Consider the following 14544-nt stretch of genomic DNA (forward strand, 5'->3'; position numbering starts at 1 on the left):
CGGCGGTCCCGCTCCGGGAGAGAGGGCAGGCGCCATGGGTGGCAGGAACGACAGGAACGACCGCGACGGCCGACGGGACCGGAAGGACGGACCGGCTGCGGGCGGAACGGGTGCGGACGGGCCCGGCGCGGACACGACCGGCGGCGAGGTGCGGCAGGAGCTGACGGTGGACCTGGTGCTGGCGCCGGACCGCAGCGTGCCGGTCCCGGCCCTGCTGCGCTACCGCGCGGCGGACCCCTACGCCGTGCACATCACCTTCCACCTGGGCCAGGACTCCCCGGTGACCTGGGTGTTCGCCAGGGACCTGCTGGTCGAGGGGATCTTCCGGGCCTGCGGGCACGGGGACGTCCGGATCTGGCCCACCCGGGCCGCCGGGCGGAGCCTGATGTGCCTGGCGCTCAGCTCCCCGGCCGGAGACGCCCTGATCGAGGCCCCGACCGGGGCGTTCGCCTCCTGGCTGGAGCGCTCGCTACAACTCGTCCCGGCCGGTCGGGAGCAGGAGTCACTGGACCTTGACCAGGCCCTGGCCGCGCTCCTGGCCGGGCACTGAGCGGGCGCGGGCGACGGCCAGCAGCCGCCGTCGGCGCTGCCGGCGCAGCCGCTCGCCGGCGAGGGCCAGGAAGGCCAGCCCGAGCACCGGGTAGATCGAGGCGAAGGGCTGCAGCAGATAGGGGATGTGCAGATTGCCGTAGCCCTTGTGCGGGACCACCCACATCGAGAAGGAGAGGAAGGCGACCACGGTCGCGACCGCGACTCCCTGCCAGCGCCGCCGGTCCGACCGGGCGCGCTCGTGCGCGGCCTCGGCGATCAGCAGGACCGTCATCGGGACGCACCAGACCCAGTGGTGGGTCCAGCTGATCGGCGAGACCAGCAGCGCGGTGATGGTGCAGCAGAGCACCGACCAGGCCCGGCCCCGGGGGAACCCGTGCCCCTCGCGGTGGATGCCGACGGCGATGGCGATCCCCGCCAGACCGACCAGTCCGCTGAGCACCAGCGCGGCCGTTCCGCTGTGGGTCTCGTGCAGGGCGCGGTCGACCATGCCGCGGAGCGACTGGTTGTCGACGATGTACTCCTTGCCGACCCGGCTGGTGTCGTAGAGGTCCTTGGTCCAGAACTCCAGCGAGGCGTGCGGCAGCGTCAGCGCGCCGATCAGCATGGTTCCGGCGCAGGTCAGCGCCGCCGTCACGGCTGCCCTGATCCGGCCGCTGAGCAGCAGGTAGACGATGACCAGCCCGGGCGTGATCTTTATCGCCGCGGCCAGGCCGACCGCCACCCCCTTGCCGCGCCAGGTGTCGGCGCGGGTGAGGTCGTAGAGCACCAGCACGCCGATGAGCAGGTTGATCTGCCCGTAGCGCAGCGTGGTGAAGACCGGTTCGAGCCACACCCCGAAGCCGATCACCAGCAGCACCAGCGGCGGCCGCAGCGCCCGCCGCGGCCAGTCGGCCAGCAGCGCGGACAGGTAGCCGAAGCCGCCGAGCAGCGCCAGGTTCCCCAGGGTCACCAGCGGCCGCAGCAGCGGGACCGGGATCCAGCAGATCGGCGTGAACAGCATCGCCGCGAAGGGCGGGTAGGTCGCCGGGAGTCCCCAGGCGGTGACCCGCAGGGTGTAGAGGTCGTGCCCGTGGACGACCGCGCCGCCCTCGGCCCGGTAGACCACCATGTCGATCATCGAGACATGGTCGCAGTGGCGCACGACGGCGTAGGTCAGCAGCGAGCAGAGGCTGAGCCAGAAGGCGGCCAGGGTGAGCCGGCGCGGTGCCTCCCGCAGACTGCGCAGCGCCGCGCGCACCAACGCCGGCGCCGACGTGACCCCCGGTACCGCGCCCGGTGCCGCGCCCGGCTTCGGGACCGACCGCCGGTCGGTCGGCGCCGACGGCGCCCCCGGCGGCGCGGCTGCGCCGGCCTGCCCTGCGAACGCCCGGGGGCCCGTGGGCGCCGTGGCCACCCTGCCCTCCTCAGCGTCCCAGCCGAGACTCGTCACGCAACCCTCCTCCACCGCATACCCAGCGTGACCCTAGCGGATCGGTGCCGGCCTCCGAACGACACCCTCAGCCAATCACGTCCCTCCGGGCCCACGCACGGAGCCCGCCGATCGTCGCGATCGGCGGGCTCCAGCCCGGGTTGCGGGCCGCTCGGCGTGGCACCGGGTGGGGCCGGTGCCACAGCGCGGAGCCGGACGGCGGCTCCCGAACAGGTGGTGCGCGAGCGGGTGGTGCTTGAACGGATGGTGCGCGAGCGGGTGGTGCTTGAACGGGTGGTGCGCGAGCGGGTGGTGCACGACGGTCGGGGCCGGACCGCCGGGGGGTCGTGGAGGGACCGTCCGGCTGCCTGACCCGTTGACCGCGGACCGGACCGTGGGGGGGTTGGGCGGGTCCGCGTGACACCCCGTCCTGGCGGAGCGCCACGCGGAACAGGCCCGATCCGGCCGTCGCTGACGCTAGCGGCCGGCCGCGTCCACCGGGTGGCACCTGAGGGTGGGGTGGGGCTCCCTTAGGGAGGTGTTAAGGAAGCGGCCACCCGGATGCGGTGGCGCACTTCGGCGTACGGCGGCTCCGGTCAACGCACCAGCCGCACCCGGCGGCGGCTCAGCCGGTCCCGGCCGCGCCCCGGTCCGCCCGGCTCGCCCCCCTCCGCCGGGGGCACGGTCCGCAGGGTCATCCGGATCTCCGAGCCGCCCAGCGGCGACTCCCCGACCGCGACCGAGCCACCGGTGGACTCGGCGACCCGGCGGACGATGTCCAGGCCCAGACCGGTCGAACCCTCGCCGCCGTGGCCGTGGCCCCGGCGCAGCGCCTCGTCGGCGTCGGCGATACCGGGCCCGGCGTCGGAGACGGTGATCACCACCGCCTCGGCGCCGGGCCGGAGGTCCGCGGCGAAGCCGGTGCCCTCCGGGGTGTGCCGGAACACGTTGCCGAGCAGTGCGTCCAGGACCACGGCCAGGTCGGCCGCCGAGACCGGGACCGGAGCCGGCCGGTCCGCGCCGCTGAGCTCCCAGCTCCGGCCCTCGTCCTCGGCCAGTGCGGACCAGAAGGCGACCCGCTCGCCGATGACGGTGGCGGCGTCGCAGCCGGGCGGCTCCGGTGCGGCGTCCAGCTGCCCGCCGCGCCCGCGCGCGGTGCGGATGATCTGGTCGACCTCGCGCTCCAGTTGCGAGACCGCGTGCCGGGTCTGCTCGGCGGCGTCGCCCTCGCCCAGCGCGGCGGCGTTCAGCCGGAGCACGGTGAGCGGGGTGCGCAGCCGGTGCGACAGGTCGGCCGCGAGCTCGCGCTCGGCGGCGACGAGCTGGACCACCCGGTCGGCCATGGCGTTGAAGGCGGCGGCGGCCTCGCGCAGCTCCGGCGGCGAGTCATCGGTCTGCGGGACCCGGACGGCGAGGTCCCCGGTGCCGAGCGCGCGGGCGGCGGCGGCCAGCCGGCGGGCGGAGCCGACGATCCTGGTCCCGAGCCGGTCCGCGACCAGGCCGGAGATCAGCACCAGCACCACCGCCACCCCGGTGAGCAGCAGCCAGGCGCTCACCACGCCGGCTCCGAGCTGGGCGTCGGGGATGAACACCTCGACCACCGCCACCCCGCCGCTGGAGACCGCGACCGGCTGGAGGTAGGCGTAGCCGCCGGGGACCGGAGTGGTGACGCTGAGGCCGTCGGCGGCGTCGGCGCGGATCTCGGCGGCGGTGGTCCGGGCGTGACCGATGGTCACTGCTCCGGCCGGGGTGGGCACATGGACGGCGATCAGCCCGGCCGCACCGGCCTGGGTGCTGGCGACGGCCCGCTCCAGCGCGTCCTTGTCGGTGGTGATCGCCAGCGCCGGGCCGAGGGTGGCCGCCTGCCGCTCGGCCCCGGAGAAGGCGCTCTCGCGGGCGGACTCACGGACCATCAGGCCCAGCGGTACCAGGAAGGCCAGCGCCACCATGGTGGTGACCGCGATGCACACCTTGACCAGGGCCCATCTCACGGCGCCGGCCGCCCGGGCGGTGTCGGGGCGGGAGCCTCCACCGGGCTGCCGGTCGGGACGTCGAGCCGCACCCCGACGCCGCGCACGGTGTGCAGGTAGCGCGGTCTGGACGCGGTCTCGCCCAGCTTCCGGCGCAGCCAGGAGAGGTGGACGTCGATGGTCTGGTCGGTGCCGTAGGGCTGCCGCCACACCTCGGCCAGCAGTTCCCGGCGGGCGACGACCACGCCGGGCCGGGCGGCGAGGAAGGCCAGCAGGTCGAACTCGCGGCGGGTGAGGTCGAGGTCGGCGCCGTCGAGGGTGACCTCGCGCCGCTGGAGGTCGATGTGCAGACCGCCGACCTGGAGCTGCTGCCCGGTGCCGGGCGCGGCCCCGGAGCGGCGCAGCACCGCCGCCATCCGGGCACTGAGGTGCTCTGCGGAGAAGGGCTTGACCAGGTAGTCGTCGGCCCCGGCGTTGAGCAGCCGGACGATCTCCGCCTCGTCGTCCCGGGCGGTGGAGATGATCACCGGGACGTCGGTGAGCCCGCGGATCATCTTCAGCGCCTCACCGCCGTCGAGGTCGGGCAGGCCGAGGTCGAGGATGACCACGTCGCAGCCGATCTGGGCGACCTCGCGCAGCGCTTCGAGCGCGGTGCCGACGCTGCGCACCGCGTGTCCGACCCCCGAGAGGTGACGGATCAGGGCGGATCGCACGAAAGGGTCGTCCTCGACCACCAGGACCGTTGCCATGCTGTGTGACGGTACGCCATCGGGGTGGCGATGGAACACCCGTCTGAGTCCATACTGGGCCGATGCGCATGGGACTGGTGAGAGCGGGAGCCTGGACGGTGGCCACGGCGGCCGCGGTGTCCGTGTCCTGGCTCGGCGTGCACCGGGTCCTCGCCGACACCTCCTACCAGCAGCCGCACATGCTGGCCGGGGTCACCGCGCCGACCAGCGCGACACCCACCCCGCTGCCCACCCCGCCGCCGCTGCCGAGCTCGACCGGCCCGGCCGCCTCGCGGCCCGCGTCGCCGACCACCACGACGACGACCGCCACGACGACGACCACGACCACCACCACGACCAGCTCGGGCCCGGGCGCCGGCGGCGGCGACCAGATCGAGAGCTTCACCCGGCCGGGCGGCCGGATCGTCATCTCCATGGGCCCGAACTCGGCGAGCCTGGTCTCGGCCATCGCCGACCAGGGCTGGTCGGTGCACACCTGGGTGGAGAAGACCTGGATCCGGGTCGACTTCGACCAGGGCGACCAGGGCTCGGTCTTCTACGTGACCTGGAACGGGCATCCGCCCATGGTGCAGGACTGACGCGGGCCGGGTTCAGAGCACCTTGCCCGGATTGAGCAGCCCCAGCGGGTCGAAGGCCGCCTTCACCCGGCGCTGCAGTTCCAGCCCGAGCGGACCCAGCTCCTGCGCCAGCCAGTCCTTCTTCAGCAGCCCGACGCCGTGCTCGCCGGTGATGGTGCCGCCGAGCCGCAGCCCCAGCGCCATGATCGCGTCGAAGGAGGCCCGGGCCCGCTCGGTCTCGTCCGGGTCGTCCGCGTCGAAGACCACCACCGGGTGGGTGTTGCCGTCCCCGGCGTGCGAGCAGGTGCCGATGGTCAGCCGGTACTCCTCGGCGATCTCGGAGACCCCGGTGAGCATCGCCGCGAGCGCGCTGCGCGGCACCGCGACGTCGTCGACCATGGTCGTGCCCAGCCGGTCCATCGCGGTCAGCACCAGCCGCCTGGCCTGCAGCAGCAGGTCCGACTCGGCACTGTCACCGGCCGGGACGACCTCGGTCGCACCGGCGGCGGTGCACAGCTCGCCGACGGCGGCGAGGTCGGTGGCGGGGTCTATGGTGTCGAAGGCGACCAGCAGCAGCGCCGCCGTGGAGTCGGGCAGGCCCATCTGCGCCAGTGAGTTGACGGCCCGTACGGTCGTCGTGTCCATCAGCTCCATCAGCGAGGGGGTGTGCCCGGCCTCCATGATCGAGCAGACCGCCGCGCAGGCGGAGTCGGTGCTGGGGAACTCCGCCGCCAGCGCGAGCTGCGGCGGCGGTGTCGGCTTCAGCGCCAGCACCGCCCGGACGACCACGCCGAGGCTGCCCTCGGAGCCGACGATCAGCCGGGTGAGGTCGTAGCCGGCCACGCCCTTGGCGGTGCGCCGCCCGGTCTGCAGCAGCTGCCCGTCGGCGAGCACCACGTCCAGACCGAGCACGTACTCGGCGGTCACCCCGTACTTGACGCAGCACAGCCCGCCGGAGCCGGTGCCGATATTGCCGCCGATGGTGCAGGACTCGTAGCTGGACGGGTCCGGCAGGTAGCTCAGCCGGTACTTGGCGGCGGCCCGGGACAGTTCGGCGTTGATCACCCCGGGCTCCACCACCGCGAAGCGGTTGACCGGGTCGATCTCCAGGATCCGGTTCATCCGGACCAGGGACAGCAGGATGCAGCCGTCCACGGCGTTGGCGGCGCCGGAGAGACCGGTCCGCGCCCCCTGCGGCACCACCGGCACCCGCAGCGCGGTCGCCGTCCGCATCACGTGCTGCACCTGCTCCACGGTGTCCGGGAAGACCAGCACGGCCGGCTGCCCGGCCGCGCAGAACCCGGCCATGTCGCGCCGGTAGGACTCGGTCACCTCCGGGTCGACCACCACCGACTCCGCGGGCAGCCCGGCACGCAGCAGCTCCAGCAGTTCGCTCATGGCTTCCTTCGGTCGGTACGGGCCGGCGGCGGGGACGGACAAGGTCAAGACTGGCTCCGTACCGGGGACAGGGCAAGCCCTGATGGCAGATCAGCAGGTAATCGTTCAGCCGGACGTGGGCGGCTGACGGCTGCTCAGGGCTGCGCGGGCTTGCCCTTGCCGTAGAGCCAGGTGGAGAACAGCCCGTCCAGGTCCTGGCCGCTGAGGGAGGCGGCGAGGGCGGTGAAGTCGGCGGTGGTGGCATGGCCGTAGCGGTGGTCGGCGGTCCAGGTCCGCAGCAGGGTGCCGAAGACCTGGTCGCCGACGGCCTGGCGGAGCTTCTCCAGCACCATCGCGCCCCGGTTGTAGCTGGGCGTGGCGAACAGCTTGCCCATGTCGCCGGGGGCGCCCGCCGGGTCGGCCCAGAGCTTGTCGCCGGACGGCAGGGCGTAGAGCCGGTTGAACCGCTCAGCCGTGCTGAGGCCGCCGTGGTCGGCGTCCCAGAGCCACTCGGTGTAGGTGGCGAAGCCCTCGTTCAGCCAGATGTCCCCCCAGCGGGTGAGGGTGACCGAGTCGCCGAACCACTGGTGCGCACTCTCGTGGACCAGCGTGTCCAGGTCCGGCGCCTCGTCGTAGACCGGGCGGCTCTGGGTCTCCAGCGCGTAGCCGATGCCGGGGTCGCCGGCGACGATCGCCCCGGCCGCGTCGAAGGGGTAGGGGCCGAACCGCGCCGACTCCCAGGCCAGCACCTCGGGCAGCCGGGCCAGCACCGGTGCGGCGTCCTCGGCCTCGGAGGCCTCGACGGCGTTGTAGACCGGCAGTCCGGCGGGCGTGCGGTACTGGCTCACCTGGAACCGGCCGATGGTGGCCGTGGCCAGGTAGGCGGCCATCGGCTGGGCCTCGCGCCAGTGGAAGACGGTCCGGCCGCGGGCGCTGCTCCGCGAGAGCAGCCGGCCGTTGCCGACCGCGGTCCAGCCGTCGGGCACCGAGACGGTGGTGTCGTAGGCCGACTTGTCGACGGGGTGGCCGTTGCAGGGGAACCAGGTCATCGCCCCCTGCGGCTCACTGGCGACGAAGACCGCGCCGTCCCGCCGGGCGATCCAGCCGTCCGCCGAGCCGTCCTCGTCCCGGAGCGCCTTGGGCACGCCCCCGTAGACGACGGTGGTCACGAAGCCGCTGCCCTCGGCGAGCGACCGCGCCGGGGTGATCCGGAGCTTCACGCCCTGCCGCCGGAAGGCCGCCGGACGGCCGTCGACCCGGACGCTGCTGACGGTCAGTCCGGACAGGTCCAGGTCGAAGGCGCTGAGGTCCTGGGTGGCGGTGGCACCGATCTCGGCGGTGCCGTCGAGCCGCCCGCCGCGCGGCTGGTAGGAGAGCGTCAGCCCGTAGTGGACCACGTGGTAACCGCCGTCGCCGGCGACGGGCAGGTACGGGTCGCCGGCGCTGGGCGCCCCGGGCGCAGCGCCGCCCTCCAGGGAGGCACCCAGCAGGAGGGCGGCGAGTACGGGTGCGGAGACGAGGGCCGAGAGAAGGCGACGGTTCATCACCTTTCGTACCCTAGGCGCAGATCAGCGGCGCGGCCGGGTAGCCGCGCGGCCGACCGCGGGCTACAGGTTGCCCCGGCGCTCCTGCTCACGCTCGATGGCCTCGAACAGCGCCTTGAAGTTCCCCTTGCCGAAGCCCATCGAGCCGTGACGCTCGATCAGCTCGAAGAAGACCGTCGGCCGGTCCTGCACCGGCTTGGTGAAGATCTGCAGCAGGTAGCCGTCCTCGTCCCGGTCGGCGAGGATCTTCAGCTCGCGCAGCTGCTCCAGCGGGACCCGGGTCTCGCCGACCCACTCGCCCAGCGTCTCGTAGTAGCTGTCCGGCGTGTCCAGGAACTCCACCCCGGCCGCGCGCATCGCCCGGACGGTGGCCACGATGTCGTTGGTCGCCAGCGCCAGGTGCTGGACGCCGGGGCCGCCGTAGAACTCCAGGTACTCGTCGATCTGGGACTTCTTCTTCGCCACGGCCGGCTCGTTCAGCGGGAACTTCACCTTGCGGCTGCCGTCCGCGACGACCTTGGACATCAGCGCCGAGTACTCGGTGGCGATGTCGTCGCCGACGAACTCCTTCATGTTGGTGAAGCCCATGACCCGGTTGTAGAAGGCCACCCACTCGTTCATCTTCCCGAGCTCGACATTGCCGACGCAGTGGTCGACGGCCTGGAAGAAGCGCCGGGCCGGCGGCTCGACGATCGGGCTCCGGGCCGTGTAGCCGGGCAGGTAGGGGCCGTCGTAGCCGCTGCGGTCGACCAGGGTGTGCCGGGTCTCGCCGTAGGTGGCGATGGCGGCCAGCACCACGGTCCCGTGCTCGTCCTTGAGCTCGTAGGGCTCCGCCAGCGGCTCCGCGCCGTGGGCGACGGCGTAGGCGAAGGCCGCGTGGACGTCCGGGACCTCGATCGCGAGGTCGGTCACCCCGTCGCCGTGCTCGGCGACGTGGCGCTCCAGGAACTTGCCGACCGGGCCGACGGCCTTGACCACGGAGGTGAAGACGAAGCGCGCGCTGCCCGATTCCAGCACGTATGAGGCGGTCTCCCGCTCGCCGGTCTCCGGTCCGGCATAGGCGACCAGGCGCATCCCGAACGCGGTGGAGTAGTAGTGCGCGGCCTGCTTGGCGTTGCCGACGGCGAAGACGATCGCGTCCATCCCCTTCACGGGGAAGTCGTCGGTGGGGGTCTGCCCGGTCATGGCGTCCTCCGGTGGGGGTGAGGTGCTGATGGCGGTACCGTCGCGCCGATCCGGGAGCTGCGCAACTGGACGGTCAAACGCTGCACACGCTGTACTGGTGGACCAGTGGAATACCGGAAACCCTGGACACACTGTCCACCTGGAGGCACCGTGCCCGGAATCGACGCCCTCGACGCCGCCCTGCTCGCCCTGCTGGCCGAGGATCCGCGGCCGGGGGTGCTGGAGTGCTCCCGGAGGCTCGGGGTGGCCCGCGGGACGGTCCAGGCCCGACTCGACCGGCTGCGGGCCAGAGGAGTGATCCGCGGCTTCGCACCGGAGCTCGACCCGGCCGCGCTCGGCTACCCGGTCACCGCCTTCGCCACCCTGGAGATCTCCCAGGGCCAGGGCGCGGGGGTGCGGGCGCACGTGGCCTCCGTGCCCGAGGTGCTGGAGCTGCACACCATCACCGGCGAGGGCGACATGCTCTGCCGGATCGTGGCCCGTTCCAACGCCGATCTCCAACGGGTGATCGACCTGGTTGTCGGCTTTGATGGCATTGTGCGCGCTTCGACCGCCATCGCCATGGAGAACCCGGTCCCTTACCGGGTGCTCCCGCTGGTGGCCGAGGCCGCCGTCGGAAAGGCGGACCCGGCCGCGACCTGAGGGCCGGCCCGGGCAGGAACCGAGCAGGAACCGGAGCAGCGTGGACTTCTGGGACTACGTCAGCAGCAGACGGGAGCAACTGCTCAACGACACCTACCAGCACGCCAGCGCCGTGTTCCAGTGCATGGTGGTCGCGGCGCTGCTGGGCGTCGGCATCGGGGCGCTGACCTACCGCAGCGACCGGGCCGGCCGGGCGGCGACCCTGGTCACCGGGACGATCCTGACCATCCCCTCCTACGCGCTGCTCGGTCTGCTGATCCCGGTGGTCGGTCTGGGCGTGCCGCCGACCGTCACCGCCCTGGTGCTCTACGCGCTGCTGCCGATCGTCCGGAACTCCCTGGTCGGGCTGCGCGGCGTCGACCCGGCGCTGGTCGACGCCGCGCGCGGGATCGGGATGACCGGCACGGCCCGGCTGCTGCGGGTGGAGCTGCCGATCGCCTGGCCGGCCATCCTGGCCGGGATCAGGGTGTCCACCCAGATGAGCATGGGCATCCTGGCCATCGCCGCCTACGCCTCGGGTCCCGGGCTCGGCAACGAGATCTTCAGCGGGATCGCCGGCCTGGGCAGCGCCAACGCGCTGAACGAGGTGCTGGCCGGAACACTCGGCATCGTCGTCCTGGCGCTGCTGTTCGACGCCGCCCTGGTGCTGCTCGGCCGGGTCACCGTCTCCAGGGGGATCCGTGGCTGAGACCACCGCCGTCACCGCGACCACCGGCGTGACCGGGGCCACCATCGAACTGGAGGGGCTGAGCAAGCGCTACCCCGGCAGTCCGCAGCCGGCGGTGGACTCGGTGAGCATGGAGATCGGCGCCGGTGAGACGGTGATCCTGGTCGGCCCCTCGGGCTGCGGCAAGAGCACCACCCTGCGGATGATCAACCGGCTGATCGAGCCGACCTCGGGCCGGATCCGGATCAACGGCGAGGACGTCACCGACATCGACCCGGTGAAGCTGCGCCGGCGCATCGGCTACGCGATCCAGTCCTCCGGCCTGTTCCCGCACCTCACGGTGGCTCAGAACATCGCCCAGGTGCCGAAGATGATCGGCTGGGGCAAGCAGCGGATCAAGGACCGGGTGGAGGAGATGCTCGACCTGGTCGGCCTCGACCCCCGCGAGTTCCACGACCGGTACCCGCGCCGGCTCTCCGGCGGCCAGCAGCAGCGGGTCGGCGTCGCCCGCGCGCTGGCCGCCGACCCGCCGGTGCTGCTGATGGACGAGCCCTTCGGCGCGGTCGACCCGATCACCCGGGACCACCTCCAGGACGAACTGATCCGGCTCCAGCACGAGCTGCACAAGACCATCGTCTTCGTCACCCACGACTTCGACGAGGCGATCAAGCTCGGCGACCGGATCGCGGTGCTGCGCGAGCAGTCCCACATCGCCCAGTTCGACACCCCCGAGGCGATCCTCACCAACCCCGCCGACGACTTCGTCTCCGGCTTCGTCGGCGCCGGTGCGGCGCTGAAACGGCTCAACCTCACCCGGGTCAGGGACGTCGGCATCGCCGACTTCCCCAGCGCCACCGTGGACGAGCCGCTGCAGGCGATCCTGGCCGGGCTGCGCCACGGCGGCGTCAACGAGCTGCTGCTGCTCGACCGGCGCGGACGCCCGTACAAGTGGCTGCGGCGCGGCGACCTGATGCGCGCCCGCGGCACCCTGGCCCGCGCCGGGACCCTGGTCACCCACACCGTCAGCCGCGACGCCACGCTGCGCGACGCGCTGGAGGCGGTGCTCACCGACAGCGGCGGCCGGGCCGCCGTCACCGGACGCCGCGGCGAGTACGTCGGCGTCGTCGACATGGAGACGCTGATGGACTCGGTCCACCAGATGCTGGAGGCCGACCGGCTCACCGCGCTGGAGCACCAGGAGGAGCTGCTGGAGCACGAGCGGGCCGCGCGCCCCCGGGACGGGGAGCCGCAGTGACCGCCCCCGCCGCCCGGCCGTCCCGCCGCCGGATCACCATCGGCAAGCTGCTGGTCACCCCGGCCGTGCTGGCGGTCCTGCTGCTCACCCTCTATCTGTGGATCACCCATGTCCGGCTCGACTCGATCGAGCGGAACTCGCTCCAGGGCAGCCAGGTCCGGCTCTACCTCTGGCAGCAGATCGAGCTGACCGCCGTCTCCACCTTCTTCGTGCTGGTGATCGCGCTCCCCCTGGGCATCCTGCTGTCCCGCCGCTTCGCCCGCCCGGCCGCGCCCTTCGCCGTCGCCCTGGCCAACCTGGGCCAGGCCACCCCGGCGATCGGGCTGCTGGCGCTGCTCACCTTCTGGCTCGGCATCGGCGCGCGCACCGCGCTGGTCGGCATGGTCGCCTACGCCGTGCTGCCGGTGCTCAGCAACACCATGGCCGGGCTGCGGGCGATCGACCCGGCGATGCTGGAGGCCGCCAAGGGCATCGGGATGTCCCCGCTGGGCGTGCTCGGCCGGGTCGAGCTGCCGCTGGCCGTCCCGCTGATCCTGGCCGGGGTGCGCACCGCGCTGATCCTCAATGTCGGCACCGGCACCCTGGCCGCCTTCGCCGGCGGCGGCGGGCTCGGCAACCTGATCACCGCCGGGATCACCACCCAGCGGACCCGGGTACTGATCGTCGGCGCGGTGCTCACCGTCTGCCTGGCGCTGCTGGTCGACTGGCTGGCCTCGCTGGCCGAGGTCGAGCTCAGCCCGCGCGGACTGGAGGTGCACCAGTGACCCGCCGCCGCGCGCTGCCGGGGGCCGTCGCCGCCGTCGCCGCGCTGCTGCTCGGCAGCGCCGGCTGCGGCCTGCACAGCGGCAGCCGGATCCCGGACGACGTGCTGCCCGGGTCGCTCGGCGCCGGGCAGCCGCTGAAGGGCGCCAGCCTCACCATCGCGTCCAAGAACTTCACCGAGAACGTGATCCTGGCCGAGATGATCGGCCTGGTCTGGACCGCCGCCGGGGCCCAGGTCACCGACAGGACCAACATCTCCGGCAGCATCGGCGCCCGGCAGGCCATCGTCACCGGCACCGCCGATGCCATGTACGAGTACACCGGCACCGCCTGGATCACCTACCTGGGCAACACCACGCCCATCGCCGACCCGCAGCAGCAGTGGCAGTCCGTCCATGACGCGGACCTGAAGAACGGCATCACCTGGCTGCCGCCGTCCCGGCTCAACGACACCTACGCGCTGGCCGGCAACGCCGCCAACGTCGCCAAGTACCACCTGCGGACCCTGTCCGACGTGGCCGCGCTGTCCCGGTCGAACCCCCGCGCGGTGACCCTGTGCGTGGACAACGAGTTCGGCGTCCGCGACGACGGGCTGACCGGGATGGAGAAGGCCTACGGGATGACCGTCCCCACCTCCAACATCCGCACCATGGACGCCGGGATCGTCTACACCACCGTCGCCTCCGGCAGCTCCTGCCTGCTCGGCGACGTCTACAGCACCGACGGGCGGATCCCGGAGCTCAAGCTCCAGGTGCTGGCGGACGACCGGCGCTTCTTCCCGAACTACGACGCCGCCCCGGAGCTGCACTCCGCGGCCCTGGCGAAGTACCCGGCGATCGCCGCGCTGCTGGACCCGGTCTCGGCGAAGCTGGACAACACCGTGGCCCAGCAGCTGAACAGCAAGGTGGACGTGGAGGGTCAGGACCCGCGGACGGTGGCCCGGCAGTGGCTGATCGACCAGGGCTTCATCCGGGCGAAGTGACCGTTCAGGAGCAGCTGGGCACGGTGCCGACGCCGGTCTGCAGCGCGCCCAGCGCGGAGATCGCGCCCTGCAGCGTCGACACCGGGATCAGCCGCAGCCCGTGCGGCAGCCCGGCCAGGGCGTCCGAGCACTCGTCCTCGGGCACCAGGAAGACGGTCGCCCCGTCGCGGGCCGCCGCCTTGGTCTTGAGTGCCACCCCGCCGACGGCGGAGACGTTGCCGGCGCCGTCGATCTCGCCGGTGCCGGCGATGACCGCGCCGTTGGTCAGGTCACCGGCCGCGCCGGGCCGGCCGGTGCCGTTGCCGTCCAGTTCGTCGATGATCCCTAGGGTGAACAGCAGTCCCGCGCTGGGGCCGCCGACGTCCGCCAGGCTGATGGAGACCTTGACCTTGGCCGGCGAGAGCTTCAGGTAGCCGAGCGCGGCATCGGTCGCGGCGTCCTGGGACTCGGTCATCTCCTGCTGGTCGGTCGCGTTGACCTGGGCCAGCGACTGTCCGGCCGGGTAGACGGCGTCACGCGGGACGACCGCCTCGGAGGGGTTGGGCCAGGCCTTGAGGGCGGCCTCGATCGAGATGGACTGCTGCGGCGGGGTCGCCGCGATGGTGACCATCCGCAGCTGGCCGACGGTCTGCCGGAGCGGGTGGCCGGTGATGCTGAGCACCTGGGCCGGCGTGCCGCCGACGCCGACCGCCTTGGCGTCCGGGAAGACCCCGAGGGTGTTGGCGGTGATCCCCGGGTACATGATCGTGAACGGCAGCGGGACCAGCAGCGCGATCGCGACCAGGGCCGCGACCACGGCGCCGCACAGGCTCAGCGCCACGGTTCGGCGGGACGGCGAAGACAGAGAGAACAGCACACCGAATCCAAACACACCGCGCGCCGTCCGTCTCCACC

General features: G+C 72.9%; 14 protein-coding genes. 7 read left to right on the plus strand and 7 right to left on the minus strand.

The window, feature by feature from the left end; all coding sequences use genetic code 11:
* Positions 1–34: 34 nt before the first annotated feature.
* Entirely contained in the window at positions 35–550 is a 516-nt protein-coding gene (locus tag BS75_RS14260; protein ID WP_081982312.1) for an SsgA family sporulation/cell division regulator, read from the plus strand.
* Here the strand turns inward: BS75_RS14260 and BS75_RS14265 are convergent.
* The 3 genes from BS75_RS14265 to BS75_RS14275 all read right to left on the minus strand — a co-directional run bounded on the left by BS75_RS14265 (position 503) and on the right by BS75_RS14275 (position 4679).
* Complete coding sequence (locus BS75_RS14265) at positions 503–1981, minus strand: glycosyltransferase 87 family protein (RefSeq protein WP_231607771.1); 1479 nt, start codon at positions 1979–1981, stop codon at positions 503–505. The genes BS75_RS14260 and BS75_RS14265 overlap by 48 nt on opposite strands.
* Positions 1982–2556: 575 nt before the next feature.
* Positions 2557–3951, minus strand: coding sequence for a sensor histidine kinase (locus tag BS75_RS14270; protein WP_034088490.1), 1395 nt, complete (start codon positions 3949–3951; stop codon positions 2557–2559).
* The gene (locus tag BS75_RS14275) at positions 3948–4679 is read right to left on the minus strand and encodes a response regulator transcription factor (protein WP_034088491.1); all 732 of its coding nucleotides are present in this window, start codon (positions 4677–4679) and stop codon (positions 3948–3950) included. The genes BS75_RS14270 and BS75_RS14275 overlap by 4 nt, the downstream gene beginning before the upstream one ends.
* 62 nt (positions 4680–4741) lie before the next feature.
* On the opposite strand from BS75_RS14275, the gene BS75_RS14280 reads away from it, so the two are divergent.
* On the plus strand, positions 4742–5257 hold the full coding sequence (locus BS75_RS14280; RefSeq protein WP_034088492.1) for a hypothetical protein: 516 nt from the start codon (positions 4742–4744) through the stop codon (positions 5255–5257).
* 12 nt (positions 5258–5269) lie between these two features.
* Here the strand turns inward: BS75_RS14280 and BS75_RS14285 are convergent, their stop codons facing one another.
* The 3 genes from BS75_RS14285 to hppD all read right to left on the minus strand — a co-directional run bounded on the left by BS75_RS14285 (position 5270) and on the right by hppD (position 9342).
* Positions 5270–6634 (minus strand): FAD-binding oxidoreductase, encoded by a 1365-nt coding sequence (locus BS75_RS14285; protein WP_034088493.1) that lies wholly within the window; start codon positions 6632–6634, stop codon positions 5270–5272.
* Positions 6635–6768: 134 nt separating this feature from the next.
* On the minus strand, positions 6769–8157 hold the full coding sequence (locus tag BS75_RS14290) for a M1 family metallopeptidase (RefSeq protein ID WP_034088494.1): 1389 nt from the start codon (positions 8155–8157) through the stop codon (positions 6769–6771).
* 63 nt (positions 8158–8220) lie between these two features.
* The gene (gene hppD / locus BS75_RS14295) at positions 8221–9342 is read right to left on the minus strand and encodes a 4-hydroxyphenylpyruvate dioxygenase (protein ID WP_034088495.1); all 1122 of its coding nucleotides are present in this window, start codon (positions 9340–9342) and stop codon (positions 8221–8223) included.
* 150 nt (positions 9343–9492) lie between these two features.
* Here hppD and BS75_RS14300 point away from each other — a divergent pair, with 150 nt between their 5' ends.
* Genes BS75_RS14300 through BS75_RS14320 form a run of 5 tightly spaced genes read left to right on the plus strand, consistent with a single transcriptional unit; the run spans position 9493 to position 13650 of the window.
* Positions 9493–9984 (plus strand): Lrp/AsnC family transcriptional regulator, encoded by a 492-nt coding sequence (locus BS75_RS14300; RefSeq protein WP_034088496.1) that lies wholly within the window; start codon positions 9493–9495, stop codon positions 9982–9984.
* A gap of 40 nt (positions 9985–10024) precedes the next feature.
* Entirely contained in the window at positions 10025–10672 is a 648-nt protein-coding gene (locus BS75_RS14305) for an ABC transporter permease (protein ID WP_034088497.1), read from the plus strand.
* A complete protein-coding gene (locus BS75_RS14310) occupies positions 10665–11906 on the plus strand; it encodes an ABC transporter ATP-binding protein (protein WP_034088498.1) in 1242 nt (413 codons plus the stop codon). The genes BS75_RS14305 and BS75_RS14310 overlap by 8 nt, the downstream gene beginning before the upstream one ends.
* On the plus strand, positions 11903–12670 hold the full coding sequence (locus BS75_RS14315) for an ABC transporter permease (RefSeq protein ID WP_042437213.1): 768 nt from the start codon (positions 11903–11905) through the stop codon (positions 12668–12670). Before BS75_RS14310 ends, BS75_RS14315 begins: the two co-directional genes overlap by 4 nt.
* The gene (locus BS75_RS14320) at positions 12667–13650 is read left to right on the plus strand and encodes a glycine betaine ABC transporter substrate-binding protein (protein WP_034088499.1); all 984 of its coding nucleotides are present in this window, start codon (positions 12667–12669) and stop codon (positions 13648–13650) included. Before BS75_RS14315 ends, BS75_RS14320 begins: the two co-directional genes overlap by 4 nt.
* A 4-nt stretch (positions 13651–13654) precedes the next feature.
* Here BS75_RS14320 and BS75_RS14325 read toward each other — a convergent pair whose 3' ends face one another.
* Positions 13655–14494: a S16 family serine protease gene (locus BS75_RS14325; RefSeq protein ID WP_034093041.1), complete on the minus strand. Its 840-nt coding sequence runs from the start codon at positions 14492–14494 to the stop codon at positions 13655–13657.
* Between the last annotated feature and the right edge of the window lie 50 nt (positions 14495–14544).

It is taken from the genome of Streptacidiphilus albus JL83, assembly GCF_000744705.1.
GTDB classification, from domain to species: Bacteria; Actinomycetota; Actinomycetes; order Streptomycetales; family Streptomycetaceae; genus Streptacidiphilus; species Streptacidiphilus albus.